Annotated in this window: 14 protein-coding genes; 9 read left to right on the top strand and 5 right to left on the bottom strand. The window is 49.1% G+C overall.

Annotated features, from left to right (window positions below; genetic code table 11):
• Positions 1-48 precede the first annotated feature (48 nt).
• A complete protein-coding gene (locus A0W33_RS16650; protein WP_068839223.1) occupies positions 49-3,075 on the bottom strand; it encodes an adenylate/guanylate cyclase domain-containing protein in 3,027 nt (1,008 codons plus the stop codon).
• A gap of 149 nt (positions 3,076-3,224) precedes the next feature.
• On the opposite strand from A0W33_RS16650, the gene A0W33_RS16655 reads away from it, so the two are divergent.
• Positions 3,225-3,647 carry a hypothetical protein gene (locus A0W33_RS16655; RefSeq protein WP_068839224.1) on the top strand — a complete coding sequence of 141 codons (423 nt, stop codon included), beginning with the start codon at positions 3,225-3,227 and terminating at the stop codon, positions 3,645-3,647.
• A gap of 46 nt (positions 3,648-3,693) precedes the next feature.
• On the top strand, positions 3,694-4,086 hold the full coding sequence (locus A0W33_RS16660; protein ID WP_068839225.1) for a hypothetical protein: 393 nt from the start codon (positions 3,694-3,696) through the stop codon (positions 4,084-4,086).
• 159 nt (positions 4,087-4,245) lie between these two features.
• On the opposite strand, the gene A0W33_RS16665 is transcribed toward A0W33_RS16660, so the two are convergent.
• Both A0W33_RS16665 and A0W33_RS16670 read right to left on the bottom strand, forming a co-directional pair.
• Positions 4,246-5,046, bottom strand: a complete 801-nt coding sequence (locus tag A0W33_RS16665; protein ID WP_068839226.1) for a YsnF/AvaK domain-containing protein — start codon at positions 5,044-5,046, stop codon at positions 4,246-4,248.
• 308 nt (positions 5,047-5,354) lie between these two features.
• Entirely contained in the window at positions 5,355-7,241 is a 1,887-nt protein-coding gene (locus tag A0W33_RS16670) for a pyruvate kinase (RefSeq protein WP_068839227.1), read from the bottom strand.
• Between the two features lie 529 nt (positions 7,242-7,770).
• On the opposite strand from A0W33_RS16670, the gene A0W33_RS16675 reads away from it, so the two are divergent.
• Positions 7,771-8,436, top strand: a complete 666-nt coding sequence (locus tag A0W33_RS16675; protein WP_068839228.1) for a cysteine hydrolase family protein — start codon at positions 7,771-7,773, stop codon at positions 8,434-8,436.
• A gap of 117 nt (positions 8,437-8,553) precedes the next feature.
• Here the strand turns inward: A0W33_RS16675 and A0W33_RS16680 are convergent, their stop codons facing one another.
• Positions 8,554-9,447 (bottom strand): helix-turn-helix domain-containing protein, encoded by an 894-nt coding sequence (locus A0W33_RS16680; RefSeq protein ID WP_068839229.1) that lies wholly within the window; start codon positions 9,445-9,447, stop codon positions 8,554-8,556.
• A 171-nt stretch (positions 9,448-9,618) separates the two neighbouring features.
• Between A0W33_RS16680 and A0W33_RS16685 the strand changes: the two genes are divergently transcribed.
• Both A0W33_RS16685 and A0W33_RS16690 read left to right on the top strand, forming a co-directional pair.
• The gene (locus tag A0W33_RS16685) at positions 9,619-10,020 is read left to right on the top strand and encodes a DUF983 domain-containing protein (RefSeq protein WP_068839230.1); all 402 of its coding nucleotides are present in this window, start codon (positions 9,619-9,621) and stop codon (positions 10,018-10,020) included.
• Between the two features lie 241 nt (positions 10,021-10,261).
• A complete protein-coding gene (locus tag A0W33_RS16690; RefSeq protein ID WP_229802053.1) occupies positions 10,262-11,446 on the top strand; it encodes a serine hydrolase domain-containing protein in 1,185 nt (394 codons plus the stop codon).
• A gap of 19 nt (positions 11,447-11,465) precedes the next feature.
• Here A0W33_RS16690 and A0W33_RS16695 read toward each other — a convergent pair whose 3' ends face one another.
• Positions 11,466-12,614, bottom strand: a complete 1,149-nt coding sequence (locus tag A0W33_RS16695; RefSeq protein WP_068839231.1) for a serine hydrolase domain-containing protein — start codon at positions 12,612-12,614, stop codon at positions 11,466-11,468.
• Between the two features lie 165 nt (positions 12,615-12,779).
• Here A0W33_RS16695 and A0W33_RS16700 point away from each other — a divergent pair, with 165 nt between their 5' ends.
• From A0W33_RS16700 to A0W33_RS16715, 4 genes are all read left to right on the top strand, one after another.
• Positions 12,780-13,595, top strand: coding sequence for a phosphatase PAP2 family protein (locus A0W33_RS16700; RefSeq protein ID WP_071890080.1), 816 nt, complete (start codon positions 12,780-12,782; stop codon positions 13,593-13,595).
• A gap of 110 nt (positions 13,596-13,705) precedes the next feature.
• Positions 13,706-14,383, top strand: coding sequence for a response regulator transcription factor (locus A0W33_RS16705; RefSeq protein WP_068839233.1), 678 nt, complete (start codon positions 13,706-13,708; stop codon positions 14,381-14,383).
• Positions 14,380-15,657, top strand: a complete 1,278-nt coding sequence (gene porY / locus A0W33_RS16710; RefSeq protein WP_068839234.1) for a PorY family sensor histidine kinase — start codon at positions 14,380-14,382, stop codon at positions 15,655-15,657. The genes A0W33_RS16705 and porY overlap by 4 nt, the downstream gene beginning before the upstream one ends.
• 123 nt (positions 15,658-15,780) lie before the next feature.
• Positions 15,781-16,236: a PepSY-like domain-containing protein gene (locus tag A0W33_RS16715; protein WP_082815286.1), complete on the top strand. Its 456-nt coding sequence runs from the start codon at positions 15,781-15,783 to the stop codon at positions 16,234-16,236.

The raw sequence follows: 16,236 nt of genomic DNA on the forward strand, positions 1-16,236 counted from the left end.
ACACATGGCAGCACCTGCGGGCTCTTGCTCTCGCAGAACAATCATGTTTCAGGCATAAACCTCTTTGGAAATCATCTCCTCCACAAAGTACATATCGATTGCTCCTTTGTTTTTGGCATCTATCTTACCTCTGTAGTAGCATACAAATTCATCTTTGATGATTTCGTAAGTGGCACCCGATATATTTATTTCCCCCTCTTTGCAACTGGATTCCATGCAGGCTGCGGTATTTACGGTGTCCCCCCAAATATCGTAGGCAAACTTTTGCGTTCCCACAATACCCGCCACCACCGGACCCGTGTGAATGCCTATCCTTATCTCAAACTTATGCTTCTTTGCATAATTATCCGGGTTCAGGCTTTTCACGAAGGCCAGTATCTCAAGCCCGGCCTTTACCACATCAGCGGGTGTGTTGGCGTCCGGGTTCGGAATGCCGCCTGCGCACATGTAGGAGTCGCCTATCGTCTTGATTTTTTCAATGTTGTACTTCGCAATAATTTTGTCAAAGGCGCAAAAATAGAAATCGATAACTGCCACCAATTCCTCCGGCGTCAAGTTTTCGCTGATCTTGGTGAAGTCTTTGAAATCAGTGAAAAGCACGGTGGCGGCCTCATAGCTACGCGCCTCCGCACGTCCTTTCAGCTTCAGTTCATCGGCAATCTCCACGGGCAAAATGTTCAAGAGCAGGTCGTCCGACTTTTTCTTCTCCGTCTGCAATTGCACGGTGCGCTTTTGCACGAGTTTCTCAAGCCTTCTTTTGGAGGCGATCAGGTTGCGGTGCTTTGCCTTGAAGACGCCCCAGATAATGCTGCCCCACAGCAGCACGTAGAAAAGGTAAGCCCACCAGGTACGGTAGAACGGCGGAAGCGAGGCAAAGCTGAACGTGGCTTCCTGGCTTTGGATGCCGTAGATATTCCTGGATTTCACCCTGAATACATAGTCGCCTTCATCAAGGCCGGTATACTCTTTTTTTGTTTCGGTCGTCCAATGCGACCAGTTTTGGTCTTGCCCTTCCAGCATATAGCTGTACATCAACTGCCCGGGGGCGTCGTAGGAGGTGGCCGCATACTCAAAGCTGATGGAGCTGATGGCGTGCGGCAGCGTGAATTTAAAGCGGGGAGACTGTTTTAAAGACACCTGTCCATTCTCGGAAAAAGCGCCGTAAAATACGGTGGAATCGCCCGAGAGCTTTACTTTGCGAAGTAAGGTGAGGTGCTTATCTTTGTAGTCTTTAGGAATAAGCGGATTATACCTGATAATGCCTTCGGTTGTGCCAAGCCATACGATTCCCTGAGGGTCAGTGTATATTGTCCATACATCCACCCGTGGAATGCGGCTTAAGGGGGTGGTATCCCACACATAGGTGCTGTTTTGCAGCTTAACCAACTGCCCGGTCCTGAACTCGGAGGTTAACCAGATGTCACCGTTGTTGCCTTCTGAAAGGTTAATCGCCTCCCGTGATCCATCAGCGAATTTTACCCCAAGGGATGCATCAGGTTTGAGTTGGTAACTGTCGCCTTGTTTCTGCAGACTGTAAATGCCCTTGCTAGTTCCAAAATAGATATTTCCCTGGATGCTGTACACCTGAAAGCTGCGCAGTTCGTTTGCCAGCTCAGCAGATGGCTTGAAGTTGCGAACCGGTGGTTGCAGCCCATGTGCCTTGGAGTCGTCGATAGCGGAAATATTGTCGTTGCAGGAGGCCCAGAGCGTTCCTGTTTTATCTGTTGCCAGCCAGATCACGTCATGATTAACGGCTGTTATCTCACCTTCCCACTTCCATTTGCCCTTGCGGTGTGTTACCACAGCCAACCCATCAGAGGAACCAACATAATATTTGTTTTGGTCGAAGGCCGACTGCTGTATTGTTTTATAAGTAACGCCCTCAGTTTGCGGTGAAATCTGTTTTAGAACCGTATTCTCCAACACATACACCCCAGGGGAACTGACGACCAGTAGTGTGTCTCCCCGTTGCAGCAGTTTCCATACTTCAGCCTGCAAATGAGGGTGCTTCTGGAATTCCGGCATGTACGTGCTCTCATCAATAAAGTACAGGCCTGAGGATGTGCCTACATACAGGCGGTTCTCCTGCTTTAAAATAGACAGGGCAATGCCATCGAGGCCCATCGGTTCGCTCAGATAGGTGAGGGGGGAGGGATAGTCAATACGGCTAATGCCTTTGTTTAGGGCAGCCCACAAAGCGCCCTCCATATCCACGTATAAATGCAAAGCAGCATTGTCGTTTAAGCCGTTTTCCTTTGTTATTGACTTTTTTATCTTCCCCTTTTGGTCCAGAATTACCACGCCTCCGGTAATGGTAGCCAGCGCGATAGTTCCGTCTACAAGCGGTGTGGCATGCATAAAAAACTCCTGGCTCAGTACCTCTGACGGCTCAGTTACAAATTCCTCCAGTTTTTGGTCTTTGAAAGAGAACAGACCTTCATCATACGTCACCACCAGAAAGTGCGGCTTTGAGGCTTCTGTATCAGGGAGTGGGAGCAGGGAAACAACATTCAGGTCTTTCAGGCTTTTTCCTCCCAGGACAGGCTGGAACCGATTGCGCTCCAGCACGGAAAGGCCTTTTTCTTTATCGATAGCGTACAGTTTGTTCTCGCTCTGGTAAATACGGCCGAAGCCTGCCTTACTGTGCCACACGTTAAATTTCTTTCCAGACCAGCGGAAAACATTGTTTTGAGTGCTGAAATACACCTCCTGCCCCAGGGTGGCAATTTTGCCGATCTTTAGCTCTGGGTACTTGTGCTTCAGGTGATGCATCAGGGATATAAACTGCATCCTGCCAACCGAGTCGGGCGCCAGGTATCCGAAGTCGCTGTTACTTCCTAAAAAGATCCTGCCGTCGCTGTTCTTCGCAAGTTGAAAACGCCCTGTGTTTGCAGTTCCATGCACCAACCGCCAGGATATGCCATCATACTCCAGCACACCACTCGTGTTGCTCACATAGATCACGCCTCTGTCGTCCTGTATCACCGCCCAATTCTGCGGACTGGAGATATAGGAGTCGCTCTGGTAAGCAGCGGGTGGGAAAGACTGGATGTGAGCATCTCCGATTTGCGCCATTAACCTACAACTACCTATCAGAATGGATATGGTAATAAATAGATATCTAAACATTGTAATATATCATGAAAAAATAATACTTATTTATATATACGCTTTGTAGTTATTTAGATATTAATTAGTACTTTTAATTTAGTGAACAGGCGGTAATGTCTGATAATCAATCTCTAAACCAATTAAGCGAAGAAGCCATGCCACGAGGAGTAGTAATTGCCATCACGCCATCTAAAAAGAGTGTACAGGCAGATGAAGAAGTACAGGAACTCGCTACGAGCGATACATCTGCCGAAAATGCAGCAGGTGCAGAAATAGAAAGTGCTGCAACAGCAGATAATTTGGTGCGAGATGGGGCAGGTGCGGCAGAAGAAGATCAGGTTCGTGCCGGTTGTTATGGAACAGTTAGAATCGAAGAAACGAATCATGAACATAATGGTAAAGTAGCAAAGTTTGTCATTCCAAGAGGGTCAAGGCAGCAGCCCTGTTGTTCCAAGAAAAGAGGGGACGAGGTTACTGTAGGTAATATAAGAGAGGAGAAGGACGGCTTGCATGCTGATATCATAGGTAACTGCTGACTTATTTCCTTTTGTGTAAAGATTTAAAAACCTAAAACTCATAGCCATGCCACAAGGAACAGTTATAGCCATTAAACCCATGGGCTTTGTTGGAGATTCTCAGCAACTGCAGTCGTTTGACTCAGGATTAGACCAACAATATGCCTATAGCGCCGCTGGAAATCCCGAGCAGAGCGGAAACATAGTCTTCATTAAGGTGCCACCAAAAGGAAACACCGACCGAATTTTCTGGTTTGAGGACAGGGTTGAAATGTTTGCTTTGAAGGACAAAGTAAAGTTTGACATAGATGAGGCCAACACCAAGTCAATAAAAGGGGCTAAAAACGTTGTTAAGCTTAAAAGCAGAGTTCCTGCGCTACCTGGCGGCCTTCTCCCGCAACTGGCACTTCTGGCCGCCGCGCTACTCATAATCGGCGTTACGCTAGACAAAAACCGCTAAGACATAAACTTCTTACTTTGCTCCAATGCTGATGAAGTATCAAGTATAAATGTTTTATAGCCAAGCTCGCGTTTGGGCAAGAATAGAGACAAAGGACTTAAAAAGAAAAGCGCTGACTCTATTAGAGCCAGCGCTTTTTCTATGGGATTAAGTTTAAGGTTAAAGGATACGCGAGCGGTCACCTTCTGATCGGTGACGTCTCAGTTCCTCTTCACTTAGGTTCTCAACGTCAACATTCGTTTTGCGAACGGTGCCGTGTATGTCCTCTACATGTTCTTCCACATCCTTGCCAATATTTATTTCCTCCACCACGCGGGCTTCTTTGTCAACAATTGGAACTTCGGCATGCTCGGTCATTTCCACCTCTCCCTCTTTAAAGGCATTCAAATCCCGCTCTGATGCTGGGCGATTAACCGGGTTGCGCTCCACATGCACATGCTCCTCGCGTAAGCGCAGGTGCTCTTCAATGGGACGCTCCACAATGCGGCTGCGCACGCGCACACCACCTGTTTCCACGGTACGCTTGCCTACGTGCATTTCCTCTTCTATTATCGGGATAGTGGTATCATTGGTAGTGGTATCTCTTCTGGTGGTATCTGTTGCGGCTGTGCCAGCGGCACCAGCGGCGTAGCCTGTAGAAGCGCGCTCATCTAAGTTAACAGCGCCATACTCATCAAGAATATCGGCTGCGCGTTCTGCTTCCTGTGCTGAATTGGCGTGTACCGTTACGATGGCGCCATTGCGGGCATAACTGGAATGGCGTTCTGTGCGCTCATCGCTTCCGAACAAGTTTCTGAAAAAATTTCCGATGCTGTCGTTGTCCTCATGGCTGTCTTGTCCGGAGGTTGTCTGAGGGGCGATATCTATTCGTTCTCTCTGGAAGCCACCGCTCACTAATTGCTGTAAGGCTGTCTGTGCTTCTCTGGAGGTATCAAAAACTCCTACTACTGTGTGTGACATAGTTTTGTCTTTTAAAGTTAAGTTTGTTTCATGCAACAGCCTTTTTAAGGGGCTGGCTAGCTTGGATTGATAGCAATAAAATTAAATTTTATAAGTAGTAATACGCTGGGGTTTGGGTATAGTTGGTATTTTATTTTACTAATTTATAAGCAGTATATAGCGATTATTAACTTGATGAACAGGTGGGGTGCTTGTGATTTGGGTGAGAAAAGTACAAAAAAGCTTGCCTGGTGATGGCTTAGTGCAAAAGAGCATTATAAAGCGCAGCTTTTATACTTGTTGCCAAGGGCTGATGTAGGATTGAAGCATCAGCCTTTACCTGTTCCTTCTGCTTCCGAAACATGGAGCATGCGGAGAAGGGCTGTTTTCTTGTACTGGTGTTGCTGCATCCGCTTCATGATATCATCCAGCAGGGCAATGGATTTTAGGATGTAAGTGCCTTTGTTCAGCATTACGCAGTCTGCGCGCTGGGCCATGGCCGCATCGGTGATTTCGGCGCGGGAGGGGCGTCCTTTCTTGGTGAGTTTCTCCAGCACCTGCGTTGCCCACACAACCGGCAGGTGTGCCGCCTCTGCAATCCATAAAATTTCCTCCTGTACCTCGGCCAGCCGTTGCCAGCCCAACTCAACAGCCAGGTCACCCCGCGCGATCATAATGCCGACGGGATGGTTGCGCATGAGCGTGAGCAGCAGTTGCGGGAGGTTCGCGAATGCGGCCTTCGTTTCTATCTTCAGCATGATTCCCACATGCGAGGAATTGTGCTGCTGCAGGGCCTGCTGCAATTCCTCCACCATCTCCAGGTGGCTGACAAAAGACAGGTTAACGACATCGGCATGCTGCACTACAAAGGCTAAGTCATTCCTGTCTTTCTCGGTCAAAGTAAAGAGCTCCAGGTCGCTCTCAGGCAGGTTTATGCCCTTGTCAGGCCTAAGTTTGCTGCCGCTTTCATCCGCGCCGGTTATTTTAACTCTGATCACATCTGGTGTAACCTCAGTTATTTCGCCTTCTATTTCGCCATCATCAAACAAGATTGGCTCCCCCACCTTTACCCGCGAAAAAACTTCCGGCAGGGTGCAGGAGATATGGGCTGGTTTCAATACATTTCCATCCTGGTCGAGTTTGGCAGGTTCACCCGGAATATCCTGGCGATGCAGTAGCAACTCCTGCCCAGCCTTCAATATGAGCGGAGTTACCATGGCGGGCATCGCCCCCAGCTTTTCTGCAACCGCCTCGCCCGACTCATCCATGACGCGCAGCTCAGTGCCTGAGCCCAGGTAAGCCGATTTGTAAAGATGCACCAAAGCGCCCTGTTTGTTTTTCTGGACAACGGTAAACTTTCGCTTCCTGCGCCGGGTATCCACAAACCGGATGTCGCTTCCTTCGGTAAGCAAGTTAACCCATTCCGGTGAGACAGTGAGTGCTACATCAACAGGTTCCGGTGCCGGCTTGCCTTTAGGCGCCAGCCATACTTTCGCCGGCATCAATATATTGCCCAGTTCATCGATTAAGGGATGAATGCCCATTACCTTTGGCCCCGGTTTCAAAGCACCTGTGCGGAGTTTGGGTCCCATCAAATCAAACAGGATGGTACACTGCCGGCCTGTTTCCTTCTCGGCCTTTTTGATGTGCCGCACCATTTTCTCCCACACTTTTTCGTCGTCGTGGGCGCAATTGATGCGGGCACAGTTCATGCCAGCGGCCACTAAATCACGCACCTGCTTGTAGTGGTCGGCCATTTCTTTTGCAAAGGTTACCATGATTCGCCCGGCACGGCCGGGGGAAGGAGCGCCGAGCAGTGCTTTGATATTCGCGTCTAAGTGAAAACGGGAAGAAGGGAAAGGCTCCAGAACGGGCATTGATTCGCTTACGTGGCCCAATAGCAGCTGCAGCTGGTTGCGCACAGCCGTTAAGTTGGCCAGCACATGGCTCTCCGACCTCCCGAGCGAGGACAGGCCCAGACGCGAAAGCTCGACCTGTAGCTCGCGTATGTCATGCTTGCGCAGGGCCAGGTAATGCAGCAGATTTTTGCTGCTTTCGAGGTGCTTCGGGTGCACCTGTTCCAGCTGTGAGACAAACTTTTTCTCTTGCGCTACTGCTTCCTGCTGCAGCTTCTCAAGTTGCTTCAGCAGCTTCGTAAGCGCTGTTTTTGCATATATCTTTTTTGCAGCCGGCTTTGACTTCTGATCCTCTTTCATTCCTTTATCAGTTGCGCGTGAGCGTATTCCTGTAACAGCCAGAACATGCTACAAGCCTCTCTCTCATACGTGTCTTTAAGAGACACAGTAATGTTGTAAAGTTGATGTTCTGCTTCTTCAATATTTTATTTTCATAGAATTTAAAACTTCAAAGGAGGTATGGGAAGGGCAGAAGTTAGACGTTATGGGTATACTGGCACTAAGAAATGCTTGTAGGGATGGGAGAACTTGCACTGGACTTTATTTGTTTTCTGCCAGTTTCTCTAACAAGGGGAGGTGTTGCTTGTAGTGAAGTCCCTGTTTTTATAGGAGATATGTTTAATGCCTCTATACCAAGTATAAACTCTAGGGGTTCTGCTAGTAAATAGTAGCAAGTAAACCCTAGTTAGGGATGGTACAAATTTGATTGTTGAATTAGTACGCGATATGATGAAGCCAATCCATCAGGAATTAAAAATATTAGCAAAAACCTGCGTCTTTTGAGCTGCCTTGCCGTCATCAGGTTGTAAAAACCTAAAAAGACACCTACATGGAAATCTCAACACAAGACAAGCCTGCCTTGATTCTTATCGATATTCAAAAAGCCTTCGATGACATCAATTATTGGGGAGGACAACGAAATAATTTGGAGGCAGAGGACAATTCGGGTAGGCTGCTCAACTTTTGGAGAGACCGCAACTTTCCCATTTTCCATATACAGCATTGCTCGGCAAACCCCAAGGGCTTACACGCCGAAGGAAGTATAGGCAATGAGTTTAAGGACGTTGTGAAACCAAAGGAAGGTGAAGTTATCATAAAAAAGAGTGTAAACAGTGCCTTTATAGGTACTAACCTTAAGCAGCAGCTCGACGAGAATCACATCACGAAAGTTATTATAATTGGGCTGACAACGGACCATTGCGTTTCCACGACAACGAGAATGGCCGGTAATTACGGGTACGACACCTACATTGTCTCTGATGCAACGGCAGCCTTTTGCAAGAGAGGTGTGGCCGGGCAGTTATTCCCGGCAGGGATGATTCATGACACCGCCCTGGCAAGCCTTATGGGTGAATTCGCCACCGTAGTTAAGACAGACGAATTGATAGACGCTTTAAGTAAAGAGATTCTACCTGAAAGCATTAAACTTGCATCGGAGGCGGAACTGATGTTTCGGTGGGTGCCAGACACAAGTATAATGGTTATGTTTAAATAGGTTGATCAGAAGTATAATCATTTGCAGCAGCTCTAGTCAAAGTAGGGTGGCTGCTGCTGTATAGGTTCTTCGTGAGAATTTTCAACCTCTTTAACTTCTTAAGCAATCTGCAAAAAATTATTTGGCATAGCTCTGCTTGTTTGCGGCCCGGAATTGCTCTGGTGTCTGGCCGGTGTGCTTTTTAAAGAAGCGAAAGAAGTAGGTGTTGTCGAAGTACCCTAGTGCCGACGCGATCTGGGAACTCGTCAGGTCGACGTGCACCAGGAGCCGTTTTGCCTCCAGCAAGGTACGGTACTGGATCAGTTCATTGGTGGTTCTGCCCAGAGAGGCTTTACATACTTCGTTCAGGTGCTTTGCCGTCACGTGCAGGCAATCGGCATAAAAGCTGACGGGAGCGTGCTCCTTGTAATGCAGGTCTATCAGCCTTTCCAAGTTTTGGAGGAGCATCCTGTCTTTTCCCGGTACTTCCGATGCCGCCTCCTGCAAGTGAAAAACTCGTGTCAGACTGATCAGAAGCACGTCCAAATACCTGCTAAGCATTACGTCGCGCATCAACTTCGCCTCCCTGAATTCCTGTTCCAGCATGTGCAGCACAGGCATCAGCGCAGTTTTATCTTCCTGCGACAAAGTAAGTATGGGTTTGTTTCGTAAAGCATTAAAATAAGGAAAGTCAAAGAGCATGCGGTGCGGATACTCGTTGGCGTAAAATTCCTGCGTAAAGAAAATTACACAGCCATCCGCATCAGCCGACAGCTCCCAACTGTGCACCTGGCCCGGGGTCATGAAGAACACAGTATCCGGCTTTACATCGTATACAGTGAAATCGATGGTGTGCGTACCGGAGCCTTGGGTTACAAACAGCATAATATAGAAGTTGTGGCGGTGTGGCTCCCGGGTAAACTGATGCTCCTGCAGGTGGTCTGCTAACGAGCTAACGTAAAAATACTGCTCTTTCTGGGCCAGCGCCTTAAAGTCCTGTATTTGGTATATGGGTAGGGGTTCGTTCCGCATGCACGCGTGTTTTACGGGACACAAGTTAAGTATGTAGAAGTTAAAGGCAGCAATGTATTTTCTGGCACTGTGGTAAGTGGCCGAAAAGTGCAGTAAAGGGAGACTTTTGTACCGCTGGTTTTTCGCCTGCTATCGTACTTTTGCTTTTGTAATGCTTTGGAGTAATCAACCATGAATCAGAAAAGATCAGTCCTGTACAGTATAATCACGGCCAAGTGCCCCAGGTGCCGGGAAGGCAATATGTTCACGAAAGGAACTTTGTACAGCACAAAGTTTGCGGACATGCACGAAAGCTGCCCCTGCTGCGGGCAGGCGTTTGAGCCGGAACCCGGTTATTATTACGGCGCCATGTACGTCAGCTTCGCCTTTAACGTGGCTATTTTCATTGTCTCGCTTTTTATACTTTACCAGTTTGTGGAGGATGTGACCATTGCCATGATGATGGGCGTGGTGGCCGTGGTGGTAATTGGGTTGCTGCCTGTCATCTTCCGTTTGTCGCGTGCGCTCTGGATCCACATGTTTGTCCGTTACGAAGGTCCCTGTGATCAAATTCCGAACAAAGTGCACGAGTAGCAGGACAAAAAAAAGCAGTACAGAAGTGATTTAGCGTAGCAAGGTCAGGTTCCGACAAGAGGCCCGTCTTCAGCTGCGCCAGGGGGGTGGGCAAAAAGCTGCTGCAAATTTAAGCTTTAGGTCAAAATTGAATAAAATTTAAGCAGGGATAATGCCTGAGATGCCTTATATTGAACGCTGAAATTTGTGTTGGTTATAAGGTATGGCTTTTCTTAGATTACAATCACTGTTGACCAGGTGCATGGCCGCATCTGCTTTCTGCTTGGCGCTGCTTTCCTGTTCGGAAGATAAAAAGAGTACACTGTTTGAGACGATGTTCCCGGACAATGAGGGCCGTGAGTTGGTGGTGGTGCCAGCCTCTTTCACCCCGGACAGTGCCCGGCAGTTGGGTCACCAGCTGGACTCTATCTTTAGCCGCCTGCACAAGAAAAGAGGCTTTAACGGCACGGTGCTGGTGACCAAGTATGACCAGGTAATCTACAAGGGGGCTTTTGGCTATGGCGACTTTCAGTGCAAAGACACCCTTACCACCGAATCTGTTTTCCAGCTGGCTTCTGTTTCTAAGCAGTTTACGGCCATGGCCATCATGATGCTGAAAGAGGAGGGGGAGCTCAGCTATGATGACAGCGTGCAGCAGTATGTGCCGGATTTTCCGTACAGAGGCATCACCATTCGCCATTTGCTCACGCACCGGTCCGGCTTGCCGAACTATACTTACTTCAGCGATGAGCTTTGGCCCGACCGTAAGGTTTCGCTCACAAACGACGACGTGCTTCACCTGATGGCTGCCCATCAGCCGAAATATTACTTCACCCCGGACAAGCGCTTCGATTACAGCAACACCGGCTATGCGCTGCTGGCCTCCATTGTGGAGAAAGCCTCAGGCGTACCCTTTGATACATACCTGCAGGAGGAGATATTTGAACCCCTGGAAATGACGCGCACCTATACTTTCAGGCCGGAACTGGCCGTGCAAAATGAAGGCATTGTGACGGGGTACACCGGTGGCCGGCGGAAAAGAACGCCTGACTACCTGGATACAGTGCTGGGTGACAAAGGCCTTTATTCTACTGTGGAAGACCTGTACAAATGGGACCAGGCCTTGTATACCCAGAAGCTGGTGAAACGGGAAACGCTGGCGGAAGCTTTTATAGGCTATAGCCCGGGCATCAAAAACGAGGAAGATTACGGTTTTGGCTGGCGCCTGAAGCAGGTGGAAAGCGGGGACACGGTGGTGTATCATGGCGGCCTGTGGCACGGCTACAATACCTACCTGCTCCGAAACCCGAAAGACCACAGCGCCATCATCGTTCTAAGCAACGTGACCAACGGGAGCTTAAATTACCTGAAAGAGCTGCGCAAGTTTTTATATCCTGCCCAGCCAGTCAAAAAGGATGAACAGAAAGAAAAGATAGCTGCTAACTAGCAGCCTTTATCAAGGCATGCTACTGTTGTTTAATCAGGTGGTTGTAGAGACTGTTTACCGTCGCCACGATCACCTGGTTTGGCTCTTCTTCGGCTGGCGTATTGCTGCCGTTGGTTAGCACTACAATTCCGAATTTCTCTTTCGGATGAAAGAACATGGCGCTATAAAGGCCGTAGGCGGTGCCCGTGTGGCCGCGCATGGTTTTGCCGGGTATCAGGTTCTCCACGTTGTCAATAGCAAGTCCATAGCCATTCTCTGCCACCTTTTTCTGCATCCTCTTCGCACTCTTCTTCGAGATAATCCTGACGCCGTTATACGCACCATCGTTCATGTGCATCAACATGTATTTTGCCAGATCGGTGGCAGACATCTTCATGCCTCCAGTAGGTGAGAAGATGGGCGCGCTGTAACCCATCACATAGTTCTGGATTTCCTCGCGGCGCGGTGCGTAAGCCGATGGCGACGGAGTATACTCTTTTGTAGCAGGATCATAGGCGTACAAGGTGGCGAAGCGGGTGGAATCCAGTGACTCAACCCAATAGCCGCCGTACAAGCCCAAAGGGTTCAAAATATGCTGCTTTACATACTGGTCAAACCGCTCCCCTGATTTCTTCTCGATGATGGTGCCGATCATGTTAAAGTTAAGGTTGCAGTATTCGTAGCCCTTGCCCGGTTCATAGTCGTTGTAGCACTTGGCCCAATCGGGGTTTTTAGCAGGGTTAATCACATCCAGGTTAAAGTAGCCTTCACTGTCGTTGATGCTGGAAGTATGGGAGAGAGCCATTTTAAGGGTGATGACTTTTTCCGGATACTTCGGGTTACGCACCCTAAAGCCTACCAGATCACTCATGTCATCGCTCAGCGACAGCTTTCCGGCCTCAACCAGTTGCATGACGGACGTGGCGGAGAAGGACTTGGAAATGGAGGCAATCCGAAAAATGTGCTCCTCCTTCAGCGGAGCATTCCGCTCCACATCCTGCAAGCCGAGGGCGTTGGAGTAAATTATTTTATCGTCTTTGACCACAGCCACAGACATACCCACCACATCCATCTCGTCCATTATCCGACGTAAGTCTGCCTCGGCTTCTGCAACTTGCCCACGGGCGCTAAAAGAGAAGATTAGTGCCAGGAGAAGTATAGCTATGTTTCTAGGGTTTGTTATGACCATACTGCTTTGATTTTTGGAATATTAAGATACAAATGCTTTGGCACAAAGCAATTTATACTTGCTGGCAGATTCAGCCCTTTTTTCATACTTCCTGATTGATATGTTGTCGCTACAGTATTTCTCCAGAATTGAGCGGTAAAGTTGTACTGCAAAAAGACAACATACATGAAACCACTGCTACTCACATTCCTCGTGCTCCTATGCGCCTCCCAGGCTGAGGCACAGCTATCAACTGAACCTGATTCAGCGTCCTCCGTGGTGCCACTTGTGCCGCAGCAGAATGATTCCAGCCACTGGGTGAGGGAGGCAAGGCAAAACCTGCACCCATTGGTGCGCCAAGCTATTGTGCCAAGTATACTTATTGGCTGGGGAATTACGCACATGGGAGATGAAGGCATGTTTGAGGGAAGCGAAGGAATTAGAAACATGGTGAAGCGCAACTACCCTGAATTCAAAACCTCACTGGATGACCATACCGGCTTTGCGCCCATTTTGATGGTTGTAGGGTTAAACCTTTCTGGCGTAAAAGGGGAGCATCATTTTACCGAGCAGGCAGTATTGCTCGGCATGACCTACTTTGTTAACCGCAGCCTCACCAACAACCTGAAAAGCCTGACCAAAATCAACCGCCCCGATGGGCAGAGCAACGATGCTTTCCCGTCGGGCCACACCTCCACAGCCTTTGCCTATGCTACTTTTCTGCACCGCGAGTATGGGCGCCAAAGTATCTGGTACAGCGTGGCCGGCTATTCCTTTGCCACGGCAACTGGTATGATGCGCATTCTAAACGACCGACACTGGCTTTCAGATGTGCTTACGGGAGCGGGTGTGGGCATTCTGTCGGCTGAAATTGCCTACCTGGCCTACCCCTTGTTGCAGCGCAGCATCCTGAACAATTTCAAAGAAAAGCAAAGCATTGGGATTGCCCCTTACTACAACCAGGGAGCCGGAGGACTTGCCTTCGTCTACCGTATAAGGTAATCCGGGCGCCGGCTCTGCCAAATACAGGTCCGGCAGGACGGCAACAGCGGCTCAAGATTGCAGACCGGTTCCTGAATTGTTACAGAATTATCCCATAGCTTTAGCTCCTTATGAAGATCCTGTTGATAGAAGATGAGCCCGCCATGCTCGACAACATGGTCAAATCCCTGACAGGGGAGAAGTACGTGGTGGAGACAGCCACTACTTTCCGTGCTGCCATGGATAAGATTCATGTGTATGACTACGATTGCATTCTGCTCGATATCTCGTTGCCTGACGGAAACGGGCTGGTGCTGTTGGAAGAGTTGAAGGCGCTCGATGCCGCGCAGAGCGTAATCATCGTATCGGCCCGGGATTCGGTTGATGACAGGGTGGCCGGCCTCAACCTGGGAGCCGACGACTATCTGCCCAAACCCTTTCACATGGCAGAACTGCATGCGCGTGTGAAATCGGTTCTTCGGAGACGAAAGTTTGAGGGCAGCCGCATTATTGAAATAAACAACCTGCGGGTAGACCCCGAGGAGCGTGCGGTGCATGTGAACGACCAGCTGCTCCTTCTCAGCCGCAAGGAGTATGACATCCTGCTGTATTTTATCTCTAACAGGAACCGTCTGGTGAGCAAAACCGCCTTGGGCGAGCACGTATGGGGAGATCAGATAGACGAGGTGGACAGCTTTGACTTTATCTACTCCCAGATAAAGAACCTCCGCAAAAAGCTGAAGGAGCATGGGGCGCAACTGGAGATCCAGGCCATCTACGGCATAGGGTATAAACTGCTGCTGGCATGAAACTGCTGAACCACACCCTTTCGTACCTTGCGGCCATACTTTTCGTGGTTATCACGGGCTGGTCGGCCCTGCTCTACTACAGCCTGCTCGATGAGATTTACGACAGCCTCGACGACGGGTTGGGAAACTATAAACTGCTGATTATGCAGCGCGCGGCGGCAGACAGTACCATCCTGCAAAGAAGCAGCTTTGGAGAGAATAATTATGCCATCAAGCCCATCGCAGGTCCCAAGGTATTCCGGGTGACGGATGTGTACAGCGACACGGCTATGTTTATGGTGAATGAGCAGGACTTTGAGCCGGTGCGCATGCTGAAGACTGTTTTCCGGCACAACGGCAATTTTTACGAACTGCGGGTTATTAACTCAATGGTAGAGACCGATGACCTGGTGGAGGACCTGCTGGTATCTATCTTTTGGCTGTACCTGGGGCTTATAGCTATTATTCTCGTTCTAAATAATTTCCTGCTGAAAAAGACATGGCAACCTTTTTACCGTTTGGTGCAGCAGCTCAGGGATTTCCGCCTGGAGAAGCAGCACCAGATCAAGTATGAGGAGACGCGCGTGGAGGAGTTTCAGGTGCTGCATGATGCCGTTTCGAAACTTATCCAGAACAGCACCGATACCTACCAGAGCCAGAAGCAGTTTATCGAGAACGCCTCGCACGAGCTGCAGACACCGCTGGCCATTAGCCTGAACAAGCTTGAGCTGCTGCTGGAGGAAAGCAACCTGACCGAGGAGCAACTGCGTCTGCTGGCCGGCGCAGTGAACAACCTGGAGCGTATGAAGCGGTTGAACAAGTCGCTGCTGCTGCTCTCCAAGATCGAGAACAGGCAGTTTCAGGTAGAGGAGGAAGTCAACATCAATCAGGTAATCAAAACCCTGCTTGATGATTTTTCTGATCAGGCCGAATACAAAGGCCTCGCCGTTACACTGGTGGAAGAAGGAGATTGCAGGGTGCGCATGAACCCTGATCTGGCAAGTGTGCTGCTTACGAACCTGCTCAAAAACGCTATCGTGCACAACCACCAGGAGGGCTTTGTGGAGGTAACCGTCAGCCGCGATAAACTGGTTGTCGCTAACAGTGGAAAGACTAGCGCCCTGAACGAGCAGCGCATGTTTTCTCGATTCCAGCAGGATAGTCCCAGCGAGGCCTCTACCGGACTTGGGCTTCCGATCGTGAAGGCCATTGCGAACCTTTACAGGTTTCAGGTAAAGTATAGCTTTACCGGTAAACACATCCTAACGCTCTCTTTCCACCCGCCCCACCAATAAGCTTCTCCTTTATTTAAGATTATTTTTAAACCTCACGTATCTCACCCGATTCCCAATTCTCTACAGATTCGGCCTTTACCTTTGTTAGGTATCTTCATTATAAGACCTAAAAAAGAGAATGTTATGAATCTAAATATAATAGCACTCGCCGCTGCCTGTTCGCTTATGTTTATTTTTTCTTCCTGCGCCAGCCAGGATATTCCACAGGATAAAGTACCATCTGTAGTCGTAAACACTTTTGCGAAAGCTTACCCCACAGTTACCCTGGTGGAGTGGCAGAAGCATGAGCAGGGATTCGAGGCAGAGTTTGACAGCGACACCACAGAGCTCACTGTACTGGTAGATAACAGCGGTACAATCGTGCAGACGAAAAGGGACCTAATGGTAGCGGAGCTTCCGGAGGCAATTCAACACACCCTGAACCTCAACTACAAAGACAAGAAGGTAGACGATGTGGAAATAGTAGAAAAAGCCGGTCAGGCCTTTTACCAGGTGGAGCTGGACGCTATGTGGAGGGACACCAAACTTGTGTTTGATGAAGCTGGCGAAGAGCAGCAAAACTTAAATTATTGGGAATAA

It is taken from the genome of Pontibacter akesuensis, from assembly GCF_001611675.1.
Taxonomy (GTDB): domain Bacteria; phylum Bacteroidota; class Bacteroidia; order Cytophagales; family Hymenobacteraceae; genus Pontibacter; species Pontibacter akesuensis.

What these genes read in the sequence shown, in the direction of transcription:
- A0W33_RS16680 (WP_068839229.1), bottom strand. Translation starts at nt 9,447, where the DNA reads ATGCGGAACGAACCCCTACCCATATACCAAATACAGGACTTTAAGGCG.
- A0W33_RS16715 (WP_082815286.1), top strand. Translation starts at nt 15,781, where the DNA reads ATGAATCTAAATATAATAGCACTCGCCGCTGCCTGTTCGCTTATGTTT.
- A0W33_RS16650 (WP_068839223.1), bottom strand. Translation starts at nt 3,075, where the DNA reads ATGGCGCAAATCGGAGATGCTCACATCCAGTCTTTCCCACCCGCTGCT.
- A0W33_RS16665 (WP_068839226.1), bottom strand. Translation starts at nt 5,046, where the DNA reads ATGTCACACACAGTAGTAGGAGTTTTTGATACCTCCAGAGAAGCACAG.
- A0W33_RS16655 (WP_068839224.1), top strand. Translation starts at nt 3,225, where the DNA reads ATGTCTGATAATCAATCTCTAAACCAATTAAGCGAAGAAGCCATGCCA.
- A0W33_RS16670 (WP_068839227.1), bottom strand. Translation starts at nt 7,241, where the DNA reads ATGAAAGAGGATCAGAAGTCAAAGCCGGCTGCAAAAAAGATATATGCA.
- A0W33_RS16660 (WP_068839225.1), top strand. Translation starts at nt 3,694, where the DNA reads ATGCCACAAGGAACAGTTATAGCCATTAAACCCATGGGCTTTGTTGGA.
- A0W33_RS16675 (WP_068839228.1), top strand. Translation starts at nt 7,771, where the DNA reads ATGGAAATCTCAACACAAGACAAGCCTGCCTTGATTCTTATCGATATT.
- A0W33_RS16700 (WP_071890080.1), top strand. Translation starts at nt 12,780, where the DNA reads ATGAAACCACTGCTACTCACATTCCTCGTGCTCCTATGCGCCTCCCAG.
- A0W33_RS16705 (WP_068839233.1), top strand. Translation starts at nt 13,706, where the DNA reads ATGAAGATCCTGTTGATAGAAGATGAGCCCGCCATGCTCGACAACATG.
- A0W33_RS16695 (WP_068839231.1), bottom strand. Translation starts at nt 12,614, where the DNA reads ATGGTCATAACAAACCCTAGAAACATAGCTATACTTCTCCTGGCACTA.
- porY (WP_068839234.1), top strand. Translation starts at nt 14,380, where the DNA reads ATGAAACTGCTGAACCACACCCTTTCGTACCTTGCGGCCATACTTTTC.
- A0W33_RS16685 (WP_068839230.1), top strand. Translation starts at nt 9,619, where the DNA reads ATGAATCAGAAAAGATCAGTCCTGTACAGTATAATCACGGCCAAGTGC.
- A0W33_RS16690 (WP_229802053.1), top strand. Translation starts at nt 10,262, where the DNA reads ATGGCCGCATCTGCTTTCTGCTTGGCGCTGCTTTCCTGTTCGGAAGAT.